Here is a 21,050-nt window from a genome sequence, read left to right as displayed (position 1 = left end):
CTCTTCGCGGGCAAGCCCACTCCCACATTTTGATTTGTGAACACAATCAAATGTGGGAGTGGGCTTGCCCGCGAAGAGGCCATCACTGCCTACGCAAATGCCTGCTCCAACGCCACACCCGCCCCGGTCAACCCGGAATACGGCGCCGTCACCAACCACACCGGGATCCCTTTGAAGTAGTCGCTCATGCAACCTTTGTCCGCAAAGCTCTTGGCAAAGCCACTGTTGATAAAGAACTCGGCAAACCGCGGGATCACCCCGCCCACGATATACACCCCACCCCGGGCGCCGGTGGTCAGCACGTTATTGCCGGCCACGCGGCCCAGCCAGATGCTGAACTGGTCGAGGACCTCCATCGCCACCGGATCGCCAGCCAACCCTGCCGCAGTAATCGCCTCCGGGGTTTCCAATACCGCCGGATGGCCGTCCACCGCGCAGATCGCCCGGTACAGGCGTGGCAGACCGCTACCGCTCAGGGCGGTCTCGGCGCTGACATGCCCGATCTCGTTGTAGATGTGTTGCCACAACTGGGTTTCCCGTGGGCTGCTCAGGGGCAGGTCGACATGCCCGCCCTCGCCCGGCAACGCGGCCCAGCGGCCGGCGCCCAGGTCCAGCAAGGTGCCCACGCCCAGCCCTGTGCCTGGGCCGATCACCACGGCCGGGCGCCACGGCTCCGGGGTGCCGGCGCAGACCACGCGGTACTCATCGGGTTGCAGGCGGGTCATGCCCAGGGCCATGGCCGAGAAGTCATTGACCAGCAGCAGCTCGTCCACTTGCAGGGCCTTGCAGAACGCGGTCTTGCTCAGGCGCCAATGGTTGTTGGTGAACTTGAACTCATCACCACTTACCGGCCCGGCCACCGACAGGCACACCGCGCCGATGGAACCCGGCGCCAGGCCTTCCTCGGCGAGGTAGACCTTGATCGCCTCTTCAGGGCTGGCGTGATCCGCCGTGGCCAGCACCCGGATCGAATGCAGTGCCTGGTCCCGCCATAACGCAAACCGGGCGTTGGTACCGCCGATGTCACCAACCAGCGCAAGTTTCACTTAAGTGTCTCCAGGGCAGAGGTAAAGGCGCTGGCGCCCTGCTCTGCGGAGCTTGCGGCCAGGCGCATAAATGCAAACAGCTCGCGACCGGCCCCCACGTTATTGCCCAACAGGCCCGTGGCAGGCGCGCGCGCTGCAAATTCTTCGGCGTCCACCTTAAGCTCGAGGGTACCTTTGACGCCATCGACGCGAATGATATCGCCATCCTTGACCCGCGCCAGCGCCCCACCGCACTGGGCTTCGGGGCTGACGTGAATCGCGGCGGGAATCTTACCCGAGGCGCCGGACATGCGCCCGTCTGTCACCAATGCGACTTTGAAACCCCGGTCCTGCAACACACCAAGGAACGGCGTCATCTTGTGCAATTCCGGCATGCCATTGGAGCGCGGGCCCTGGAAGCGCATGACCGCGACAAAATCCTTCTCCAACTGGCCGGCCTTGAACGCGTCCGCCAGGTCCTGCTGGTCCTGGAACACCACGGCCGGCGCTTCGACGATTTGATGCTCGAGGGCCACGGCCGAGACTTTCATCACCCCACGGCCGAGGTTGCCTTCCATCACTCGCAAGCCACCCTCCGGGGAGAAGGCACGGGCCACCGGGCGCAGGATGCTTTCGTCGAGGCTTTCGATCGGGCCTTCACGCCAGACCAGTTCGCCATCCACCAGGAATGGCTCCTGGGTGTAGCGGCTCAGGCCATGGCCGGCCACGGTGTTGACGTCTTCGTGGAGCAGGCCGGCTTCCAGCAACTCACGGATCAGGAACGACATGCCGCCCGCCGCCTGGAAGTGGTTGATATCAGCTTTACCGTTCGGGTAGACGTGGGACAGGGTCGGCACCACCTCCGAGAGGTCGGCCATGTCCTGCCAGGTGAGGATGATGCCCGCGGCCATGGCGATGGCCGGCATATGCAGGGTGTGGTTGGTCGAGCCGCCGGTGGCGTTGAGAGCGACGATGGAGTTGACCAGGGATTTTTCGTCGACGATCTCGCCGATCGGTGTGAAGTTGCCATTGGCCTTGGTCAGGCGCGTGACCTGGTGCGCAGCCTCGCGGGTCAGTGCATCGCGCAGCGGTGTGTACGGGTTGACGAACGAAGCGCCGGGTAAGTGCAGGCCCATCACTTCCATCAGCAACTGGTTGGTGTTGGCGGTGCCGTAGAAGGTGCAGGTGCCGGGGCTGTGGTAGGACTTCATCTCCGATTCCAGCAGCTCTTCGCGGCTGGCCTTGCCTTCGGCATAGCGCTGGCGCACATCGGCCTTCTGTTTGTTGGAGATCCCCGAGGGCATCGGCCCGCCGGGCACGAAGATCATAGGCAGATGGCCATAACGCAGGGCACCCATCATCAGGCCCGGGACGATCTTGTCGCAGATCCCCAGCATCAGCGCGGCGTCGAACATGTTGTGGGACAGCGCTACCGCCGTGGACATGGCAATCACTTCGCGGCTGAGCAGGCTCAGCTCCATGCCCGGCTCGCCCTGGGTCACACCGTCGCACATGGCCGGGGTGCCGCCGGCGAACTGGCCGACCGAGCCGACTTCGCGCAGGGCTTTTTTGATCTGTTCCGGGAAATGTTCGTACGGCTGGTGCGCCGAGAGCATGTCGTTATATGACGAAACAATTGCCACGTTGGCGGCATTCATCATCCGCAGGCTGTTTTTATCTTCAGTGCCGCACCCGGCCACGCCGTGGGCAAAGTTGGCACATTGCAGCTTGCCGCGCATCGGCCCGTCGCTGGCCGCGCCGCGAATCAGCGCAAGGTACGCCTCACGGGTTGCCCGGCTGCGGGCGATAAGGCGTTCGGTGACCTCAAGTACGCGGGGATGCATGTGTAGAACTCCAGGCTAACGGATGTGACGACCTGAGTGTCTATGCTGATCAAACGCCCACCGCTCATGGGATGGCAGGGAGTCGTTTGGATCATCGGACCAGTTGATTCAGGTCACTCGTTGTAGATTGAACAAAATATTGCCACTAAAAAGGCTTGTTTTCTATTTTTATGCGAATAATCTTGTAATTCTTACAACAAATCGACGACAGGCGCTTTCAAATGACTCTTCGGATTGCAATCAATGGTTTTGGCCGTATTGGCCGCAACGTCCTGCGTGCACTTTATACCCAAGGTTACCGCCAGGATTTGCAGATCGTCGCCATCAATGATCTGGGCGACAGTTCGATCAATGCCCACCTGCTCAAATACGACACCGTCCATGGCACTTTCGATGCAGAGGTTGCTCACGATCAGGAAAGCCTGACCGTCAATGGCGACCGGATCGCCGTGAGTGCCATTCGCAACCCCGCCGACCTGCCGTGGGCGGCGCACAAGATCGACGTGGTGTTCGAATGCACCGGTCTGTTCACCGACCGTGACAAGGCCGCGGCCCATATTAGCGCCGGCGCGCGCAAGGTCATTATCTCGGCCCCGGCCAAGGGCGCGGATGCCACCGTGGTCTACGGGGTCAACCATGACATCTTGCGTCAATCCCACCAGATCATCTCCAACGCCTCCTGCACCACCAACTGCCTGGCACCGGTGGCCCAGGTGCTGCACCGCGAATTGGGTATCGAAAGCGGCCTGATGACCACCATCCACGCTTACACCAACGACCAGAACCTGACCGACGTCTACCACACCGACCCGTACCGCGCCCGCTCGGCCACGCAGAACATGATCCCGAGCAAGACCGGTGCAGCCGAAGCGGTGGGCCTGGTCCTGCCGGAACTGGCGGGCAAGCTGACGGGCATGGCGGTGCGCGTGCCGGTGATCAACGTGTCGCTGGTGGACCTGACCGTGCAACTGAAAAAAGAAGCCACGGCCGATGAGGTCAACGCGCTGCTCAAAGAAGCCAGCCAACACTCGAAAATCCTCGGCTACAACACCCTGCCGCTGGTTTCCAGTGACTTCAACCATAACCCGCTGTCGTCGATCTTCGACGCCAACCACACCAAGTCCAGTGGCAAGCTGCTCAAGGTACTGGCGTGGTACGACAACGAATGGGGCTTCTCCAACCGTATGCTGGATAACTGCCTGGCGCTGTGTAACGCCGAATAACCCCCCCTGTGGGAGCGGGCTTGCTCGCGAATGCGGTGGGTCAGTCAATACATTCATTACTGACCCACCGCATTCGCGAGCAAGCCCGCTCCCACATTTGTCTTGCGTGGGTTCAGAGAAATAGCCACTTGCCATTTGCGTTGATGATAAGCATTATCATTAACTGCCAATTGGTCCGGTATCACTGTGAGCCTATCTCGCTTCAATCAAGTCTTCCTCACCCAACGGGTGGTGCTACTGCGCACCTTGCAGCGGATGGTGAATAACCACAGCACCGCCGAGGACCTGTTGCAGGAAACCTACCTGCGCGTCACCCGGGCGCTCAGCGAGCGACCGATTGATCACCTCGAACCTTTCGTGTTCCAGACCGCACGCAACCTGGCCCTCGACCATCTGCGCGCGCGTCGGATCCAGTCCCGCACCCTGCAGGAAGATGTCCCATTGGATGTCCTGCAAAGCGTCGCCTCCCCGGTCACGACGCCCGAAGATGCCGCCCACGCCGAGCAATTGCTGGAGCACCTGAGTGTCAGCCTCGGACAGTTGAGCGCCCGCCAGCAGCAGATTTTTATCCTCAGCCGCCTGCACGGCTGCAGCTATCAGGAGATTGCCGACCAGTTGCAGGTGTCCTTGAGCACCGTGCAAAAGGAACTGAAATTGATCATGGCCATCTGCATAGGTGTGGCCGAACGACTCGATCACCCTTAAGCTTTGTCGGGACAAGCCGACAGAAATGTCGCAAAAATACGCAAGACACTGAATAAAACGTGGCGAAGACCCGAGGAACACCGTGACGGACCCGAACAAACTGCACCCCCATGAGCTGGCTCATGAGGTGTTGCAACATGCGGCCATGGACCAAGCCCTCGACTGGCTGATCGCTTTGCAATGCCCGCAGCCAGGCCAGCAGGCCGAGTTCCAGGCCTGGCTCGCCGCCGACCCGAGTCACGCCCAAGCCTTCGCCAAAGCCCAGGCCGCCTGGGGCGGTGCGCCAGTACACAGCGCCGCCGTGGCCCTCAATGCACCGCGCAAGCCCAGCGCCTGGCGGCGCATCAAGCCGCACTGGAAGCCCTTGGCCACGGCGGCGGTGTTGCTGCTCGGGCTGTTCAGCTTCAGCAACCTGCCGGTGCGCCTGCAGGCCGACCATTTGACCGTGGTCGGCGAGCGCCAGCGCCTGCAGCTGGATGACGGCTCCAAGGTGCTGCTCAATACCAATTCGGCGTTTTCCAGCACCATCGACGAACATCAGCGCATCGCCCGCCTGTACCAGGGCGAGGCGTTTTTCGAAGTAGCGGCCAACCGTGGCCTGCCCCTGCAAATCGACGCCGGCCCAGTGCACGCCAGTGTCAGCGATACGGCATTCGCTGTGCGTTATCTCAACGGTGAGGCCCAGGTTCAGGTGCAACGCGGAGACGTTGACCTGAGTACCCCCTTCGGCAACAACCGGGTGCGCCTGAGTGCCGGCGAAAGCATCCGCGTCGGCCCCGAGGGCTTCGGCCAACCCTCCAAGCTCGATGCGACCAAGGAGCTGGCGTGGGTCCAGGGCCGACTGGTCTTTGAAAACTGCCCGATGAGTGAAGTGCTGGCAGAGCTGCGGCGCTATTACCCGGGCTGGATCGTCAACACCAACGAGCAACTGGCCAGCGTCGCGGTGACCGGTAATTACCGCCTGGACCAGCCCCTGGACGTGGTGCGCTCCCTGGCGCATATCACCTCGGCCAGGCTCTCGGAGTTCCCCGCGCTAGTCATTCTCAATTGAGAATAATTATTTTTACTCGATAACCTCTGCTGGTACGTCTCGTCTTAGCCAATGCAACTGATTCCTATTTGATTCAGGCTCGCAACTATAAGACTCGTACCTCGGAGCGCTCTCGATGTCCTCTCGTTTCAACCGCCGGTCCTCTTCGCCCACGCTTTGCCTGCTGGCCGCCGCGATCCTGTTGGCAGGCAGCCCGGTCCTGACGGCCACTGCCGCCGAACCCGCTGCGCGCAGCCACGCCAATTACACCTTCAGCATCGAGCAGCAATCCCTGGTGTCGGCGCTCAACGCCTTTACCGCCGTCACCGGCTGGCAGATCGGCCTGCCCGCCGAACTGGGCCAAGGGGTTTCCTCCCCCGGCGCACGGGGCTCACTGACACCGGAAAAGGCCCTGGATCGGCTGTTGGTGGGGACCAACCTGAACTACCGCAAACTGGGTAACAACAACATCGTCCTGGAAAAGCGCACGGCGGGCAGTGCTATCACCCTGCAGCAAATGACCATCAGCGCCACCCGTCAGGAACAAGCGGTAGACAGCGTGCCCAGCACCGTCACCGTGCATGGGCGCGAGGAGCTGGACCGCCAGAACGTCAACACCATCCGCGAACTGGTGCGCTACGAACCGGGCGTCTCGGTCGGTGGCGCAGGCACCCGCTCCGGTAACTCCGGCTACAACATTCGCGGGATCGACGGCGACCGCATCCTCACCCAGGTCGACGGTGTAGAGGTGCCGGACAACTTCTTCAACGGCCCGTACGCCAAGACCCGGCGCAACTATGTCGACCCGGAAATCGTCAAGCGCGTGGAAATCATCCGTGGCCCGGCCTCGGCCCTGTACGGCAGCAGCGCCATCGGCGGCGCCGTCAGCTACTTCACCCTCGATCCGGATGACATCATCAAGCCTGGCCAGGATGTGGGCGCGCGGCTGAAGACCGGCTACAGCTCGGCGGACGAAAGCTGGCTGACCTCCGGCACCGTCGCCGGCCGGGTGCAGGACTTCGACGGTTTGCTGCACCTGAGTCAGCGCAACGGCCACGAGATGGAGTCTCATAACGGCAACAACGCCACCGGCCTGGCCCGCACCGGCGCCAACCCGGAAGACGTGCGCACTACCAACGTGCTGGCCAAGCTGGGCTGGAACTACGGCGAAGACAACCGCCTGGGCCTGACCTACGAGAAGTACAAGGACGACCGCGACATCAACCAGAAAAGTGCGGTGGGCGGGATCTTCCTCGAGGGCCAGGGCACGAACATGTACCGTGACCGCCGCGGTAACGACACCATCACCCGCGAACGCTTTGGCCTGGAGAACAAGTTTTCACTCGACTCGCCGATTGCCGATCACATCAAGACCAGCCTCAACTACCAGATCGCCAAGACCGACCAGGCCACCAGCGAAATCTATCAGGCCGGCCGCCGCGTGCTGCGTACCCGCGACACCCTCTACGAAGAAAAGCAGTGGGTGTTCGACGCGCAGTTGGACAAGGCCTTCGTCATCGGCGATACCGATCACCTGCTGACCTACGGCACCACGATCAAGCAGCAGAAAGTCACCGGTTCGCGCGAAGGTGCGGCGACCTGCCTGGCTGTAGGCGCGGGCTGCACTGCCATCGGCGCACCGAGCCCAACCCCTGCCGACAGCGTGAAAAAAGCCAGCGATTTCCCCGATCCGACCATCAACAGCTACGCGCTGTTTGCCCAGGATCAGATCAGCTGGAATGACTGGACCTTCCTGCCCAGCCTGCGCTACGACTACATCCAGCTCAAACCCAAACTGACCGAAGCGTTCCTCAATACCACCGACCCGGACCGCAAGTACCCCCACGACGACTCGAACAAAACCTGGCATCGCTTCTCGCCAAAACTGGGCGTGACCTACGCACTGACCGAGCAGTACACCTGGTTTGGCCAGTACGCCGAAGGTTTCCGCACGCCATCAGCCAAAGCGCTGTATGGCCGTTTTGAAAACCTGGAAGAAAACTATGTCGTCGAGCCCAACTCGAACCTCAAGCCGGAAACCAGCAAAAGCTACGAAACCGGAATCCGTGGCAACTTCGACTCAGGCAATTTCGACGTCGCGGTGTTCTATAACAAGTACCGTGACTTCATTGACGAGGACAACGCCGCGCTGAGCCCAACCGGTACCATCTTCCAGCCCGGCAACATCAAGCGCGCCACCATCAAGGGCATGGAGGTCAAAGGGCGTTTGAACCTGGACGCCTTCGGCGCACCGCAAGGCCTGTACAGCAAAGGCGCGATTGCCTACGCCCATGGCCGCAACGACGAAACCGGCCAGCCGCTGAACAGCGTCAACCCGCTCAAGGGTGTATTCGGCCTGGGCTACGACCAGGACACCTACGGTGCGCTGGTCAGTTGGACCCTGGTCAAGAAACAGAACCGGGTAGACAGCGCCACGTTCTTTACCCCGACCGGCATCAAGGCCAACGGCCCGTTCAAGACCCCGGGCTTTGGCATCGTCGACCTGACCGGCTTCTACAAAGTCACCGACGAGCTGACCGTCAACGGCGGCCTGTACAACCTGACCGACAAGAAATACTGGAACTGGGATGACGTGCGCAGCTACGACGGCGTGGGCGAAGCCGGCGTGACCTCGCCGGCCAGCCTGGACCGCCTGACCCAGCCAGGGCGTAACTTTGCGATCAACCTGATCTGGGATATCTGACCCACGCAACCCCGCCTCGCCGGTTTTATCGCCGGCCGGGGTGAGGATTTTTTACTGTGACGCGTCTTCTTGTTCGTCTAGTAATAACAGCCTGGCAACAAGGCGCTTTTCCTTCTCAAGGACATCCAATGACCGCTTCCACCACCACAGAACGCGCAAGCCTGCGCTCCCAGCGCCTGAACCAGATCACCCACGAGCCACACACCAAGCTCGACGCCCTGGTCAAGGCTCACGCCCCGTTTGAAACCCAGGCCAACTTCGCCCGTTTCGTGGTCGCGCAGTACCTGTTCCAGTCGGAACTGGTGGCGCTGTACAACGATCCCGAGCTGATCAAGCTGGTGCCCGACCTGGCCGAGCGCTGCCGCGCCGACGCCGCCAAGCTGGACCTGGCCGACCTGGAAACCGAAGTGCCTGCCCCCGTGGCCGGTGCCGTGCAGAACCCGAGCAAGGCCCAGGCCCTGGGCTGGCTGTTCGTCTCCGAAGGTTCAAAGCTAGGCGCAGCATTCCTGATCAAACGTGCCGTTGGCCTGGGCCTGAGCGAAACCTTCGGGGCCCGCCACCTCGGCGAGCCGGCCGGTGGCCGTGCCGAAGGTTGGAAGCGCTTCACCCGCACCCTCGATAGCCTGGAACTGAGCGCCGAAGAAGAAGCGGCGGCGGAAAAAGGTGCAGTGGATGCCTTTGTACGCTTCACCGTGTTGCTGGAACAGGCGTACGCTAGCGCCCCAGAACTGGCCTGACCCGCTGCTGGCATGCCATGAATGTGGGAGCTGGCGTGTGTGGGAGCTGGCTTGCCTGCGATAGCATCGCCTCGGTCTAACTGATGCACCGAAGCGTCTGCATCGCAGGCGAGCCAGCTCCCACATGTTGATCGCGCTCCATTTGCAGATTTTTCGAAACCCAGACAAATCGTACCTATGACAGCCCCCGCCCCCTCCTCCTCCAAGCTCGCCCGAATCCTGTTCGGCCTGCTGGCCTATGTCAGCCTGGGGATCGGCTTGATCGCGATTGTCGTACCGGGCCTGCCCACCACCGAATTCATCCTGCTGGCCGCCTGGGCTGCCACCAAGAGCTCGCCGCGCCTGAGCGCGTGGCTGGAAAACCACCGGCTGTTCGGGCCGATCCTGTTCAACTGGCGCAACGGCAAGATCATCGCGCGCCGGGCCAAGGTCAGCGCCACCGTGAGCATGCTGCTGTGTGCCGGCCTGATGCTGGTGATGCTCGATCACGGTTGGCCGATCTACCTGGCGATCGCCGGCATGAGCCTGGGCAACCTGTGGATCTGGTCACGCCCCGAACGCCTGGCGCGAACCCCCGCCTGAGCGCCCTACCGCTCATCGCCTGTTCCTCATGAATTACCCGTCGGTGCCGATGTTCCGGGCATAGCGCCGAATGGACTTGGCCGTTGCCCTGCTTGCACACCAACAAGTCCAATCGCGAGTAAGCCCATGTTCGACACCCTCTCCATCCGCTTGAAAATCGTGCTGCTCTCCGGCCTCTGCCTGTTGGGGGTGATTGCGCTGATCGTCAGCCTGAACATCTACCAGACCAACCAGAACGACCAACTGGTCAGCGCCTCAAGTTCGCAGATGCTCACCACCAGCGTGGAAAACCTGCTCCAGGCCAAGGCCGCCGAGCAGGCGGTGCAAGTACAGAAAGCCTTCGGCGAGAGCCTGTTGGTGGTCACCGCCCTCGCCGATCAGGTCAAGGACTTGCGCAACATGGCCGCCAAGCGCTCGCTGGAAGCAGGGGCCGTGCGCGAGGAGCTCAATCAGCAGATCAAGACCGCCTTCGAGCGCAACACCAAGGTGCTGGGGATCTGGTTGTCGTTTGAACCCAACGGCCTGGATGGCAAGGACAGCGAATTTATCGACGACAAGCTGCGCGCCTCCAACGAAGCCGGGCGTTTCTCCAGCTATTGGAGCCGGGCCGGCGGTGAAGGCCTGAACACGATCATGGTGGAAGCGGACCTGACCAAGACCACCCTCAATCTCAGCGGCACGCCCTACAACATCTGGTACACCTGCCCACGGGATACCCGCAGCGTTTGCCTGCTGGACCCGTACGCCGACGAAGTGGCCGGCAAGTCGATGCTGATGACCACCATCTCCCTGCCGCTGCTGGCCGACGGCAAGGTGATTGGGGTGATCGGTATCGACATTGCCCTGGACGCCCTGCAAGCGGCGGCCAATACCGCGCAAAAAGAGCTGTTCGACGGCGCCGGAATCATGGAAATCCTCTCCAGCAGTGGCCTGATCGCCGGCTACAGTGGCGAGCCGGACAAGGTCGGCAAGAGCATCGTCGATATGCTTGGCGGCGAAGGCAAAGAGATCGTGCAACTGCTGGCCAGTGAAACGCGCAAGGTCCGCGAGCAAAACGACACGATCCGCGCGGTATATCCGCTCAAGCCGATTGCCGGTGCCAAGCCCTGGGGCGTGTTGATTTCGCTGCCCAAGGACGTGCTGCTGGCCGATTCGGTCAAGTTGCAAGGCGTGCTCGACGACGCCCAGGCCCGCGGCACACTCCAGGCGTTGCTGGTGGGCGCCGTGGCTGGCCTGCTGGGCCTGCTGCTGATATGGCTGACCGCGACGGGTGTGACTCGCCCGATCAACAGCGTGGCGGCGATGCTCAAGGATATTGCCAGCGGCGACGGCGACCTGACCCAGCGCCTGACTTACACGAAAAAAGACGAACTGGGGGAACTGGTCAGTTGGTTCAATCGCTTCCTCGACAAGCTGCAGCCGACCATCGCCCAGATCAAGCAGAGCATCACCGAAGCCCGTGGCACCGCGGATCAGTCCTCGGAAATCGCGCGCCAGACCAGCGAAGGCATGCAGGTGCAATTTCGCGAGATCGACCAGGTGGCCACCGCCTCCAACGAGATGAGCGCCACCGCCCATGAGGTGGCCAACAGCGCCTCAAATGCGGCCAGTGCAGCACGCGGCGCCGATCAATCGGCCCGTGAAGGCATGGCGATTATCGAGCGCAGTACCCGCGATATCACCACCCTCGCCGAAGAAGTCAGCAAGGCGGTGACCGAGGTCGAAGCCCTGGCGGTCAACAGTGAGCAGATCGGCTCGGTGCTGGAGGTGATCCGCAGCATTGCCGAGCAGACCAACCTGCTGGCGCTAAACGCGGCGATTGAAGCGGCACGCGCCGGGGAAAGCGGACGGGGTTTTGCGGTAGTGGCAGACGAAGTGCGCAACCTGGCGCGACGCACCCAGGACTCAGTGGAAGAAATCCGCCTGGTCATCGAACGTATCCAGAGCGCTACCCGTGGGGTAGTGACCACCATGCATTCGAGCCAGAGCCAGGCGCAGAACAACGCCGGGCAGATCCAGCAGGCGGTCCAGGCCCTGGGCAAGATCAGCGATGCGGTGACGGTGATCAGCGACATGAACCTGCAAATCGCCAGCGCTGCCGAAGAACAGAGCGCCGTGGCCGAAGAGGTCAACCGCAACGTTTCGGCGATCCGTACCGTGACCGAGACCTTGACCGGTCAGGCCACTGAATCGGCGGCGATCAGCAGCCAGTTGAATGCATTGGCCAACCAGCAGATGAAACTGATGGATCAGTTCCGGGTGTAGACCCAGGTCCGGAAAACGATGAAATACCCCATGTGGGAGCGGGCTTGCTCGCGATAGCGGTGGACCCGTCAATAAATCCGGCGACTGACACTGCGCTATCGCGGGCAAGCCCGCTCCCACATACAGCACCAGCAGATTTGCGGTGAGTCAGACACCGGTCCAGGCGCTGACAAACGCCGTGATGTCTTCTTTCGCCGCCGTCCGCGGCGGGTTTTGCGCAGTGCCCAAATAAAGGAAGCCAATCACTTCCTCACCCGCATTCAACCCCAACCCCTTGGCCACATGCGCCGAATACGACAAATCCCCGGTCCGCCACACCGCACCAATGCCCTGGGCATACGCCGCCAGCAAAATACCGTGGGCCGCACAGGCCGCCGCCAGCAATTGCTCGGACTTGGGCACCTTGAAGTGCTCCTGCAGACGGGCAATCACCACCACCACCAACGGCGCACGCAACGGGCCATTCTGCGCCTTGTCGATCACCGCTTGCGGGGCCTCGGGGTCTTGCAGGCGGGCCGCTTCGGCCAGCAGGGTGCCCATTTGCTCGCGGGCTGCGCCTTCCACGGTGAGGAAGCGCCACGGCCGCAGTTGGCCGTGGTCCGGCGCACGCATGGCTGCCGCGAACAGCACTTCGCGCTGCTCGGCAGTAGGGGCCGGTTCCAGCAGGCGCGGTACGGAAACACGGTTGAGCAAAGCGTCGAGAGCCTGCATTGGCCACCTCCAAAAAAAATGTGCGGTCATTCTAGCGGGAATGCATCAGATTGGAGCAAACGATAATTGCTCTTATTCAATCCGCCCCGCCCTGTTAGACTTTGCCCCTGAGTTTCATCCACCCTCGCCCGTCTTCCAGGATTCTTGATGCCCCGTTTGCTTCTTCGCCTGTCTGCACTCTTGATGGCCGTGAGCCTGAGTGCCTGCGATGACGCCCCGCCGCCGACGTTTACCCAGGCCGAGCCCGGTGAAGCCCGTTCGGGGGGCAGCACCACGGTGCGCAAGACCGACCAGAATGCCTTTTCGCTGCCGTCGGCCAACCTGGCACCAACCCGCCGCCTGGACTTCAGCGTCGGCAACAGTTTTTTCCGCAATCCATGGGTGATCGCCCCGGCCACCACCACCGCCCGCGACGGGCTGGGGCCGCTGTTCAACACCAATGCTTGCCAGAACTGCCATATCAAGGACGGGCGCGGCCATCCGCCCGCGCCTGAGGCCAACAATGCGGTGTCGATGCTGGTACGCCTGTCGATCCCGGATTCGCCGCCCTATGCCAAGGTCATCGAACAGTTGGGGATCGTGCCCGAGCCGGTGTATGGCGGGCAGTTGCAGGACATGGCCGTGCCCGGTGTCGTCCCGGAAGGCAAGGTGCGGGTCGACTACACACCGGTCAACGTCACGTTCAAGGACGGAACGGTGGTGGAGTTGCGCAAGCCGAGCCTGCAGATCACCCAGCTCGGCTACGGGCCGATGCACCCGGATACGCGGTTTTCCGCCCGTGTAGCACCGCCGATGATCGGCCTGGGCCTGCTCGAAGCCATCAGCGACGCGGACATCCTGCAAAACGCCAGCAAACGCCCGGACAAAAACGGTGTGCTCGGCCGCCCGAACTGGGTCTGGGACGATGCCCAGCAAAAAACCGTGCTCGGGCGCTTTGGCTGGAAAGCCGGGCAGCCGAACCTCAATCAACAAAATGTTCACGCGTTCTCTGGTGATATGGGCCTGACCACCAGCCTGCGGCCCATGGACGACTGCACCGACGCACAGGTTGCCTGTAAGCAGGCGCCCAACGGCAACGGCGAAAATGGCGAGCAGGAAGTCAGCGATAACATCCTGCGCCTGGTGCTGTTCTACACCCGGAACCTGGCCGTGCCCGCCCGACGCGACGTCAACGCGCAACAAGTGCTGGACGGCAAGAACCTGTTTTTCCAGGCCGGTTGCCAGGCATGCCACACACCGAAGTTCACCACCGCCAGCAATGCCGCCGAACCGGAGCTGGCCAACCAGGTCATCCGACCGTACAGCGATTTGCTGCTGCACGACATGGGCGAGGGCCTGGCCGATAACCGCAGCGAGTTCAAGGCCGGTGGCCGCGACTGGCGCACGCCGCCGTTGTGGGGCATTGGCCTGACGCAAAACGTCAGTGGCCACACCCAGTTCCTGCATGACGGCCGTGCCCGCAACCTGCTCGAAGCCGTGCTGTGGCACGGCGGTGAGGCCCAGGCGGCGCAGCAACAGGTGTTGTCTTTTAATGCGCAGCAGCGAGCAGCATTGCTCGCGTTCCTGAATTCTCTATAAGCTTTGCCCCAATTATTGAAGGGAGCTCGACATGTTCCGTCCCAAGTTATTGTTCACCAGCCTGGCCGCCCTGGCCCTTGGCGCCTGCTCGCCGCAGGATCCGCAAGCGGTCACCTCGGCAGCCATCGCCAAGCAAGTGATCCTGCCGACCTACAGCCGCTGGGTCGAAGCTGACCGGCAGTTGGCCGTCAGCGCCCTGGCTTACTGCCAAGGCAAGGAATCCCTGGAGACCGCCCGCGCCGACTTCCTCCACGCGCAAAAAGCCTGGGCCGAGTTGCAACCGCTGCTGATCGGCCCGCTGGCTGAAGGCAATCGCGCCTGGCAGGTGCAGTTCTGGCCCGACAAGAAAAACCTCGTCGGCCGCCAGGTCGAGCAACTGGCCACTGCCCAGCCACAGATCGACGCCGCCGCCCTGGCCAAGTCCAGCGTGGTAGTGCAAGGCCTGTCGGCCTACGAATACATCCTGTATGACGCCAAGACCGACATCGCCAACGACGCCCAGAAAGCCCGCTACTGCCCGCTGCTGATGGCCATCGGCGAGCGCCAGAAGCAATTGGCCGAAGATATTCTGGCCAGTTGGAACAGCACCGACGGCATGCTCGCGCAGATGACCAAGTTTCCTAACCAGCGCTACGCCGATTCCCACGAAGCCATCGCCGAACTGCTGCGCGTGCAGGTCACGGCCCTGGATACCCTGAAGAAAAAGCTCGGCACACCGATGGGTCGCCTGTCCAAGGGCATCCCGCAGCCATTCCAGGCCGATGCGTGGCGCAGCCAGTCGTCCCTGCAAGGCTTGCGAGCCAGCCTCGCGGCGGCCCAGACCGTGTGGGTCGGGGTCGACAACAAAGGCCTGCGCGGCCTGCTGCCTGCCGACCAGAAACCTCTGGCCGAAAAGATCGACGCCGCCTACGCCGCCGCCCTGAAGCTGTTCGACAGCAACCAGCGTTCGCTCAATGAACTGCTGGCCGACGACGCCGGGCGCGAGCAACTCAACGCTATCTACGACAGCCTCAACGTGGTCCACCGCCTGCATGAAGGCGAACTGGCCAAGGCGCTGGGCATCCAACTGGGCTTCAATGCCAACGACGGTGACTGATGATGCTCAGGCGACAGGCTTTGGCCATCGGCAGCGTGCTGCTCAGTGCAATCACCCTGGGCGGCTGGACGCTGTTCAAGCGCAAGGGCGACAGCCCGCTGTTGCTGTCGGCCCGGGATGATGCCGACGGCAAGCACTACGCCGTGGGCTATCGCCTGGACGGTAGCCAGGTGTTCGCCACCCAGGTTGGCCAGCGTTGCCACGACATCATCAACCACCCGAGCCTGCCCATCGCGCTGTTCGTGGCGCGCCGTCCGGGCACCGAGAGCTACCTGGTGGACCTGCGCGACGGCACGCTGCTGCAAACCGTGAAGTCCCAGGCCAACCGGCACTTTTATGGGCATGCAGTCATCCACAAGAGCGGCGACTGGCTATACGCCACGGAAAACGACACCACCGACCCCGGTCGCGGCCTACTGGGCGTGTACAGGTTCGAAGGTGAGCGCCTGGTACACAGCGGGGAGGTGTCCACCCACGGCATCGGCCCGCACCAGGTGTCGTGGATGCCCGATGGCGAGACTCTGATCGTGGCCAATGGTGGCATTCGCACCGAGGCCGAAAGCCGGGTCGAGATGAACCTCAACGCCATGGAGCCGAGCCTGGTGCTGATGCAGCGCGACGGCACCCTGCTGAGCAAGGAAACCCTGAGCCAGCCAATGAACAGCGTGCGCCATATGGGGATCGCCAGCGATGGCACGATCCTCACCGGGCAACAGTTTATGGGGCCTTCCCAGGAGCGTTCCGAACTGTTGGCGATCAAGCGTCCGGGGCAACCGTTCGTGGCGTTCCCGGTGGCCGATGAGCAATTGCAGGCCATGGGGCACTACACCGCCAGCGTGGCCGTACACAGCGAGTTGCGTCTGGTGGCACTGACCGCGCCACGGGGCAATCGCTTCTTTATCTGGGACATGGACAGTGGCGAACTGCGCCTGGACGGGCCGTTGCCCGACTGCGCCGGCGTCGGGGCAGTGGCCGACGGGTTTGTCGTGACCTCTGGCCAGGGTCGTTGCCGTTTCTACGATTGCCGGCAGCCCCAACTGGTGGCCAAGCCCCTGGATCTGCCAGCTGGGTTCTGGGATAACCACCTGCATCTGATCTAAAGCCACTGTCGCGCTCCCGGGCCCACACCTGGGAGCCGACTCACCAGAAAAACCCTACGCAACCTGTGAAAAAACCCCGCCACGGGGACTACTCATCTCACAGACACGTCCGACTTTCCGCCTTATAGCACTCGCCTTTCTGATGAAGACTGCCTGGCTCATCGTGCCAGCGAGCGCCCCTGCGCGCGCCCTCCGCACCCTGTCACCTTCACAAGGAAGCAACTATGCCGGGCCGCCGGATGATTACCATGCTCAGCATCGTACTGCTGGTCGTGCTGATGCTCGCCAGCTATAAAGCGTTCTGGGTTTACCAACAGCTGCAGCTGCTGCATGCGCCAAAGCCGCCCGTCAGCGTGGCGGTGGCAACCGCCCTCGAACAACCCTGGCAGCGCCAGTTGCCCGCCGCTGGCACCCTCAAGGCATTGCAGGGCATCAACCTGAGTATCGAGGTGCCCGGCGTCGTCACCCAGTTGCACTTCGACTCCGGGCAAGTGGTCAAGCAGGGGCAAACCCTGCTGCAACTCGAACACCAGGCCGAGCAGGCCGCATTGGACGTAGCCCTGGCGGACCGCAGCCTGGCCCGGCAGAACTTCCAGCGCGGCCGCGAGCTGGTGGCGATCAACGCCATCTCCCAAGAGGAGTTCGACCGACTGTCCGCCGAGTTCAACCGCAACAATGCCGTCGTTGCACAACGCCGCACGGCGCTGGACAAAAAACGCATCGTCGCCCCGTTCAACGGCACCCTTGGCATCCGCCAAGTCAACATCGGTGACTACCTGCAAAGCGCCACCGTGATCGCCAAACTGCAGGACGCCCATAGCCTTTACGTCGATTTCCACATCCCCGAGCACGCCGTTCAACTGATCAAGATCGGCCAGTCCGTGCGCATTGAAGTCTCGGCACGCCCAGGACTTTCCAGTCTCGCCACCATTAGCGCCATCGACCCCATCGTCGACACCCACACGCGAAATGTGTTGGTACGCGCCACCCTGACTCATCCGCCCGCCGACCTGTTGCCGGGAATGTTCGCCCACTTGCAGGTGCTGCTGGCGAACCCGGGTTTGCATATCGTGATAGAGGAGAGCGCAATCGCCTACAGCCCCTATGGCCAGTATGTGTACGTCGTAGCCCCGCGCAAAAACAGCGAAGGCCGTGACGAGCTGGATGCCGAGGGCAAGCCGCTGCTGATCGCCGAACAACGCCTGGTCGAAACGGGCGAGCGACGCGACGGCACCATCGTGATTGCCAAAGGGCTGGCCAAGGGCGAACAGGTCGTTACTGCCGGCCAGATCAAATTGCAAAACGGTACCCCGGTGCGCATCAGCATCCACCGGAACCAACCTGATGAGCGTCCACTGGCGGCCCAACGGGAGAACGACAAATGACGTTCACCGACCTGTTTATCCGCCGCCCCGTACTGGCCCTGGTGGTCAGCCTGTTGATCGTGTTGCTGGGCTGGCAGGCGTTTGGGCAATTACCATTGCGCCAATTCCCGCAGATGGAAAGTGCGCTGGTCACGGTGACCACGGTCTCTCCAGGCGCCAGTGCCGAGACCGTGCAGAGCTACATCACACAACCTCTGCAGAAAAGCATGGCAAGCGCGCAAGGCATCGACTACATGCGCGCCACCAGCCGGCAGAATGTGTCGATTATTTCCATCTACGGGCGGGTCGGGGCCGACAGCGACCGGTTGTTCACCGAGCTGTTGGCCAAGACCAATGAAGTAAGGAACCAACTGCCCCGGGACATAGAGGATCCGGTGCTGAACAAGGTCGCGGCGGATAACACCGCGCTGATGTACCTGGGTTTTTCCAGCGACACCATGAACAATGCGCAAATCACCGACGTCCTGCTGCGTGTGATCCAGCCTCGCCTGGTGACTCTGCCGGGCATGGCCGAGGCCCAGATCATCGGCAACCAAAGCTTTGCCATGCGTATCTGGCTTGATCCGCTGAAACTCGCAGGCTTTGGTTTGAGCGCCAGCGATGTGACCCAGGCCATCAAGCGCTACAACGTACAGTCCATTGCCGGCGACGCCACAGGTGAATTAGTCGTTACCAGTGTCACGGCCAATACCGAACTGCAGTCGGTTGAAGGCTTCCGGGCCATCACCTTGAAAACCAACGGCGACAGCCAGGTCCGCCTCGGGGATGTGGCGCGGGTGGAGCTGGGTGCGCAGAACTACGACAGCTTCAGTTCATTCAATGGCCTGCCCGCGACCTACATCAGCATCAAGCCGACCCCCGACGCCAACCCGCTGGAGCTGGGCAAGCGCGTACGCGAACTGATGCCCCTGCTGCAGGCGCAGTTACCGCCTCATCTGCAAGCCGATATCGCCTACGACTCGACGTTGTATATCAACGCCTCTATCGACCATGTGCTGTCGAGCCTGCTGGAAGCCATCCTGATTGTGGTGTTGGTGGTGTTCCTGTTTCTAGGCTCTTTGCGCGCCGTGGTGATTCCCGTCATCACCATTCCCCTGTCGCTGGTCGGCACGCTGTTCTTCATGCAACTGATGGGCTACTCGATCAACGTCCTGACGCTGCTGGCCATGGTTCTGGCCATTGGCCTGGTGGTGGATGACGCCATTGTGATGATGGAGAACATTCATCGGCATATCGAACGAGGCAAGTCGCCCCTTGAGGCCGCGATCAAAGGCGCGCGGGAGGTGTGCGTGCCGGTGATTTCGATGACCATTACCCTGGCCGCGGTGTATGCGCCCATCGGTTTCCTGCAGGGGTTGACCGGGGCGCTGTTCAAGGAGTTTGCCCTGACCCTGGCCGGGGCCGTGGTGATTTCCGGTATCGTTGCGCTGACCCTATCACCGATGATGTGCGCCCTGTTATTGCGCCCTGAAGAACAGCCACGGGGCCTGTCCCTGGTCCTGGACCGGCTGTTCAACCATCTGAAGCAGCGTTACCAGCGCCGCCTGCATCAGATCATGGAGGCGCAGTCGGTGGTCATCGTGTTCGCCCTGCTGATCCTCGGCCTGATTCCCGCCATGCTCACCTTCACCCTCTCCGAGCTGGCCCCCGATGAGGACCAGGGCCTGATCTTTATCCTCGCCAGCGCACCGCAGCCGAGCAACCTGGCCTCCCTCAACCGTTACACCCAGGACTTCATCGCGCTGTTCAAGACCCTGCCCGAGTACCAGGCCTCGTTCCAGATCAATGGCCTCGATGGCGTGCATTCGGGGGTGGGCGGTTTCCAACTGCGCCCGTGGGACCAGCGCGAGCGCACGCAGATGGAGGTGCTGGCGCCGCTGCGCAAAAAGCTCGACAGCATCCCCGGCCTGCAAGTATTTGCCTTTAACCTGCCGTCCTTGCCGGGTACGGGCGAAGGCCTGCCTTTTGGTTTTGTCATCAGTTCCCAGCAGGACCACAAGTCGATGCTGGCGGTGGCCGAGCGCGTCAAACAGCGGGCCATCGACTCCGGGAAGTTTGCCTACGTGGATATCGACCTGGCCTTCGACCGGCCCGAAGTAGTGATCGACATTGACCGGGCCAAGGCCGCGCAAATGGGCGTGTCCATGCAGGACCTGAGCCTGACCCTGGCGACCCTGCTGGCTGAAACGGAAATCAACCGCTTCAGGATTGATGGCAATCTGTACAAGGTCATTGCCCAGGTCGAGCGCACCTACCGCGATAACCCGGACTGGCTGAGTCACTACAACGTCAAAAATGCCAAGGGCCAATTACTGCCCCTGTCGACGTTGATCACCGTCTCCAGCCAACAGGTACGCCCGCGACAGTTGAACCAGTTCCAGCAGCTCAATTCGGTGCTGGTCTCGGCTTACCCGATTGTCGGTATGAGCAACGCCCTGGAGACCGTACAAGCCATCGCCCAGGAAGAGGCTCCGGCGGGCTACACCTTCGACTACAGCAACGCCACGCGCCAGTTTGTGCAGGAGGGCAATGCGCTGTGGGGTACGTTCGGCCTGGCGTTGGCGATCATCGGCCTGGTGCTGGCGGCCCAGTTTGAAAGCCTGCGTGACCCGCTGGTGATCCTGGTGACGGTGCCGCTGTCAATCTGCGGGGCATTGATTGCGCTGTTCCTCGGCTGGTCGACCCTGAACATTTACACACAAATCGGCCTGGTCACGCTGATCGGCCTGATCAGCAAGCACGGCATCCTGATCGTCGAGTTCGCCAACCAGTTGCGCAAGGAGCAGGGGCTGTCGGCGCGTGCCGCCATCGAAGAAGCCGCCGCGATCCGCTTGCGGCCGGTGCTGATGACCACCATCGCTACCGTGCTGGGGGTGATCCCGCTGGTGTTTTCCAGCGGTGCCGGCGCGGTCAGCCGGTTTGATATCGGCATGGTGATCGCCACCGGGATGTCGATCGGGACCTTGTTCACTTTGTTCGTCCTGCCTTCGGTGTATACGGCGCTGGCCAAGCGTGACATGCCCGCACCCTGACCTCATATGGGAAAGGCCTGACACCCCTTTCCC

General features: G+C 62.1%; 15 protein-coding genes. 12 read left to right on the top strand and 3 right to left on the bottom strand.

Annotation, left to right across the window (positions count from 1 at the left end):
• Positions 1 to 89: 89 nt before the first annotated feature.
• Together HBR94_RS24720 and edd are read right to left on the bottom strand one after the other, a co-directional pair.
• Positions 90 to 1,046, bottom strand: a complete 957-nt coding sequence (locus HBR94_RS24720) for a glucokinase (RefSeq protein WP_057439390.1) — start codon at positions 1,044 to 1,046, stop codon at positions 90 to 92.
• A complete protein-coding gene (edd, locus tag HBR94_RS24715) occupies positions 1,043 to 2,869 on the bottom strand; it encodes a phosphogluconate dehydratase (RefSeq protein ID WP_057439389.1) in 1,827 nt (608 codons plus the stop codon). The genes HBR94_RS24720 and edd overlap by 4 nt, the downstream gene beginning before the upstream one ends.
• Positions 2,870 to 3,090: 221 nt before the next feature.
• Here edd and gap point away from each other — a divergent pair, with 221 nt between their 5' ends.
• The 7 genes from gap to HBR94_RS24680 all read left to right on the top strand — a co-directional run bounded on the left by gap (position 3,091) and on the right by HBR94_RS24680 (position 12,115).
• Positions 3,091 to 4,092 carry a type I glyceraldehyde-3-phosphate dehydrogenase gene (gene gap, locus HBR94_RS24710; protein ID WP_029295415.1) on the top strand — a complete coding sequence of 334 codons (1,002 nt, stop codon included), beginning with the start codon at positions 3,091 to 3,093 and terminating at the stop codon, positions 4,090 to 4,092.
• Positions 4,093 to 4,278: 186 nt separating this feature from the next.
• Positions 4,279 to 4,797 (top strand): sigma-70 family RNA polymerase sigma factor, encoded by a 519-nt coding sequence (locus tag HBR94_RS24705; RefSeq protein WP_057439388.1) that lies wholly within the window; start codon positions 4,279 to 4,281, stop codon positions 4,795 to 4,797.
• An 82-nt stretch (positions 4,798 to 4,879) separates the two neighbouring features.
• Positions 4,880 to 5,848: a FecR domain-containing protein gene (locus HBR94_RS24700; protein ID WP_170045688.1), complete on the top strand. Its 969-nt coding sequence runs from the start codon at positions 4,880 to 4,882 to the stop codon at positions 5,846 to 5,848.
• Positions 5,849 to 5,963: 115 nt separating this feature from the next.
• The gene (locus HBR94_RS24695; protein WP_170045687.1) at positions 5,964 to 8,531 is read left to right on the top strand and encodes a TonB-dependent receptor; all 2,568 of its coding nucleotides are present in this window, start codon (positions 5,964 to 5,966) and stop codon (positions 8,529 to 8,531) included.
• A 128-nt stretch (positions 8,532 to 8,659) separates the two neighbouring features.
• Positions 8,660 to 9,268, top strand: coding sequence for a biliverdin-producing heme oxygenase (locus HBR94_RS24690; protein WP_170045686.1), 609 nt, complete (start codon positions 8,660 to 8,662; stop codon positions 9,266 to 9,268).
• Between the two features lie 177 nt (positions 9,269 to 9,445).
• Positions 9,446 to 9,850, top strand: coding sequence for a YbaN family protein (locus HBR94_RS24685; protein ID WP_170045685.1), 405 nt, complete (start codon positions 9,446 to 9,448; stop codon positions 9,848 to 9,850).
• Between the two features lie 126 nt (positions 9,851 to 9,976).
• Entirely contained in the window at positions 9,977 to 12,115 is a 2,139-nt protein-coding gene (locus HBR94_RS24680; protein ID WP_170045684.1) for a methyl-accepting chemotaxis protein, read from the top strand.
• 147 nt (positions 12,116 to 12,262) lie between these two features.
• On the opposite strand, the gene HBR94_RS24675 is transcribed toward HBR94_RS24680, so the two are convergent.
• Positions 12,263 to 12,826 carry a nitroreductase family protein gene (locus HBR94_RS24675; RefSeq protein ID WP_170045683.1) on the bottom strand — a complete coding sequence of 188 codons (564 nt, stop codon included), beginning with the start codon at positions 12,824 to 12,826 and terminating at the stop codon, positions 12,263 to 12,265.
• 147 nt (positions 12,827 to 12,973) lie between these two features.
• Here HBR94_RS24675 and HBR94_RS24670 point away from each other — a divergent pair, with 147 nt between their 5' ends.
• The 5 genes from HBR94_RS24670 (at position 12,974) to HBR94_RS24650 (ending at position 21,017) form a co-directional block, all read left to right on the top strand.
• Positions 12,974 to 14,404, top strand: a complete 1,431-nt coding sequence (locus HBR94_RS24670; protein ID WP_115128850.1) for a di-heme oxidoredictase family protein — start codon at positions 12,974 to 12,976, stop codon at positions 14,402 to 14,404.
• A gap of 31 nt (positions 14,405 to 14,435) precedes the next feature.
• Entirely contained in the window at positions 14,436 to 15,500 is a 1,065-nt protein-coding gene (locus tag HBR94_RS24665; RefSeq protein ID WP_170045682.1) for an imelysin family protein, read from the top strand.
• Positions 15,501 to 15,502: 2 nt separating this feature from the next.
• Positions 15,503 to 16,600, top strand: coding sequence for a DUF1513 domain-containing protein (locus tag HBR94_RS24660; protein WP_170045691.1), 1,098 nt, complete (start codon positions 15,503 to 15,505; stop codon positions 16,598 to 16,600).
• A 224-nt stretch (positions 16,601 to 16,824) separates the two neighbouring features.
• A complete protein-coding gene (locus tag HBR94_RS24655) occupies positions 16,825 to 17,985 on the top strand; it encodes an efflux RND transporter periplasmic adaptor subunit (RefSeq protein WP_170045681.1) in 1,161 nt (386 codons plus the stop codon).
• Complete coding sequence (locus tag HBR94_RS24650) at positions 17,982 to 21,017, top strand: multidrug efflux RND transporter permease subunit (protein ID WP_170045680.1); 3,036 nt, start codon at positions 17,982 to 17,984, stop codon at positions 21,015 to 21,017. The genes HBR94_RS24655 and HBR94_RS24650 overlap by 4 nt, the downstream gene beginning before the upstream one ends.
• Positions 21,018 to 21,050: the final 33 nt, after the last annotated feature.

This window comes from Pseudomonas sp. WS 5412 (assembly GCF_012985615.1).
Taxonomy (GTDB): Bacteria; Pseudomonadota; Gammaproteobacteria; order Pseudomonadales; family Pseudomonadaceae; genus Aquipseudomonas; species Aquipseudomonas shahriarae.
Note: the sequence above shows the minus strand (reverse complement) of the source record. Positions and strands in the feature narration are given on the sequence as shown.

Excerpts from the sequence above, each read along its gene's own strand:
- HBR94_RS24650 (WP_170045680.1), top strand. The coding sequence starts at position 17,982 with ATGACGTTCACCGACCTGTTTATCCGCCGCCCCGTACTGGCCCTGGTG.
- gap (WP_029295415.1), top strand. The coding sequence starts at position 3,091 with ATGACTCTTCGGATTGCAATCAATGGTTTTGGCCGTATTGGCCGCAAC.
- HBR94_RS24685 (WP_170045685.1), top strand. The coding sequence starts at position 9,446 with ATGACAGCCCCCGCCCCCTCCTCCTCCAAGCTCGCCCGAATCCTGTTC.
- edd (WP_057439389.1), bottom strand. The coding sequence starts at position 2,869 with ATGCATCCCCGCGTACTTGAGGTCACCGAACGCCTTATCGCCCGCAGC.
- HBR94_RS24660 (WP_170045691.1), top strand. The coding sequence starts at position 15,503 with ATGCTCAGGCGACAGGCTTTGGCCATCGGCAGCGTGCTGCTCAGTGCA.
- HBR94_RS24665 (WP_170045682.1), top strand. The coding sequence starts at position 14,436 with ATGTTCCGTCCCAAGTTATTGTTCACCAGCCTGGCCGCCCTGGCCCTT.
- HBR94_RS24680 (WP_170045684.1), top strand. The coding sequence starts at position 9,977 with ATGTTCGACACCCTCTCCATCCGCTTGAAAATCGTGCTGCTCTCCGGC.
- HBR94_RS24675 (WP_170045683.1), bottom strand. The coding sequence starts at position 12,826 with ATGCAGGCTCTCGACGCTTTGCTCAACCGTGTTTCCGTACCGCGCCTG.
- HBR94_RS24670 (WP_115128850.1), top strand. The coding sequence starts at position 12,974 with ATGCCCCGTTTGCTTCTTCGCCTGTCTGCACTCTTGATGGCCGTGAGC.
- HBR94_RS24655 (WP_170045681.1), top strand. The coding sequence starts at position 16,825 with ATGCCGGGCCGCCGGATGATTACCATGCTCAGCATCGTACTGCTGGTC.
- HBR94_RS24695 (WP_170045687.1), top strand. The coding sequence starts at position 5,964 with ATGTCCTCTCGTTTCAACCGCCGGTCCTCTTCGCCCACGCTTTGCCTG.
- HBR94_RS24690 (WP_170045686.1), top strand. The coding sequence starts at position 8,660 with ATGACCGCTTCCACCACCACAGAACGCGCAAGCCTGCGCTCCCAGCGC.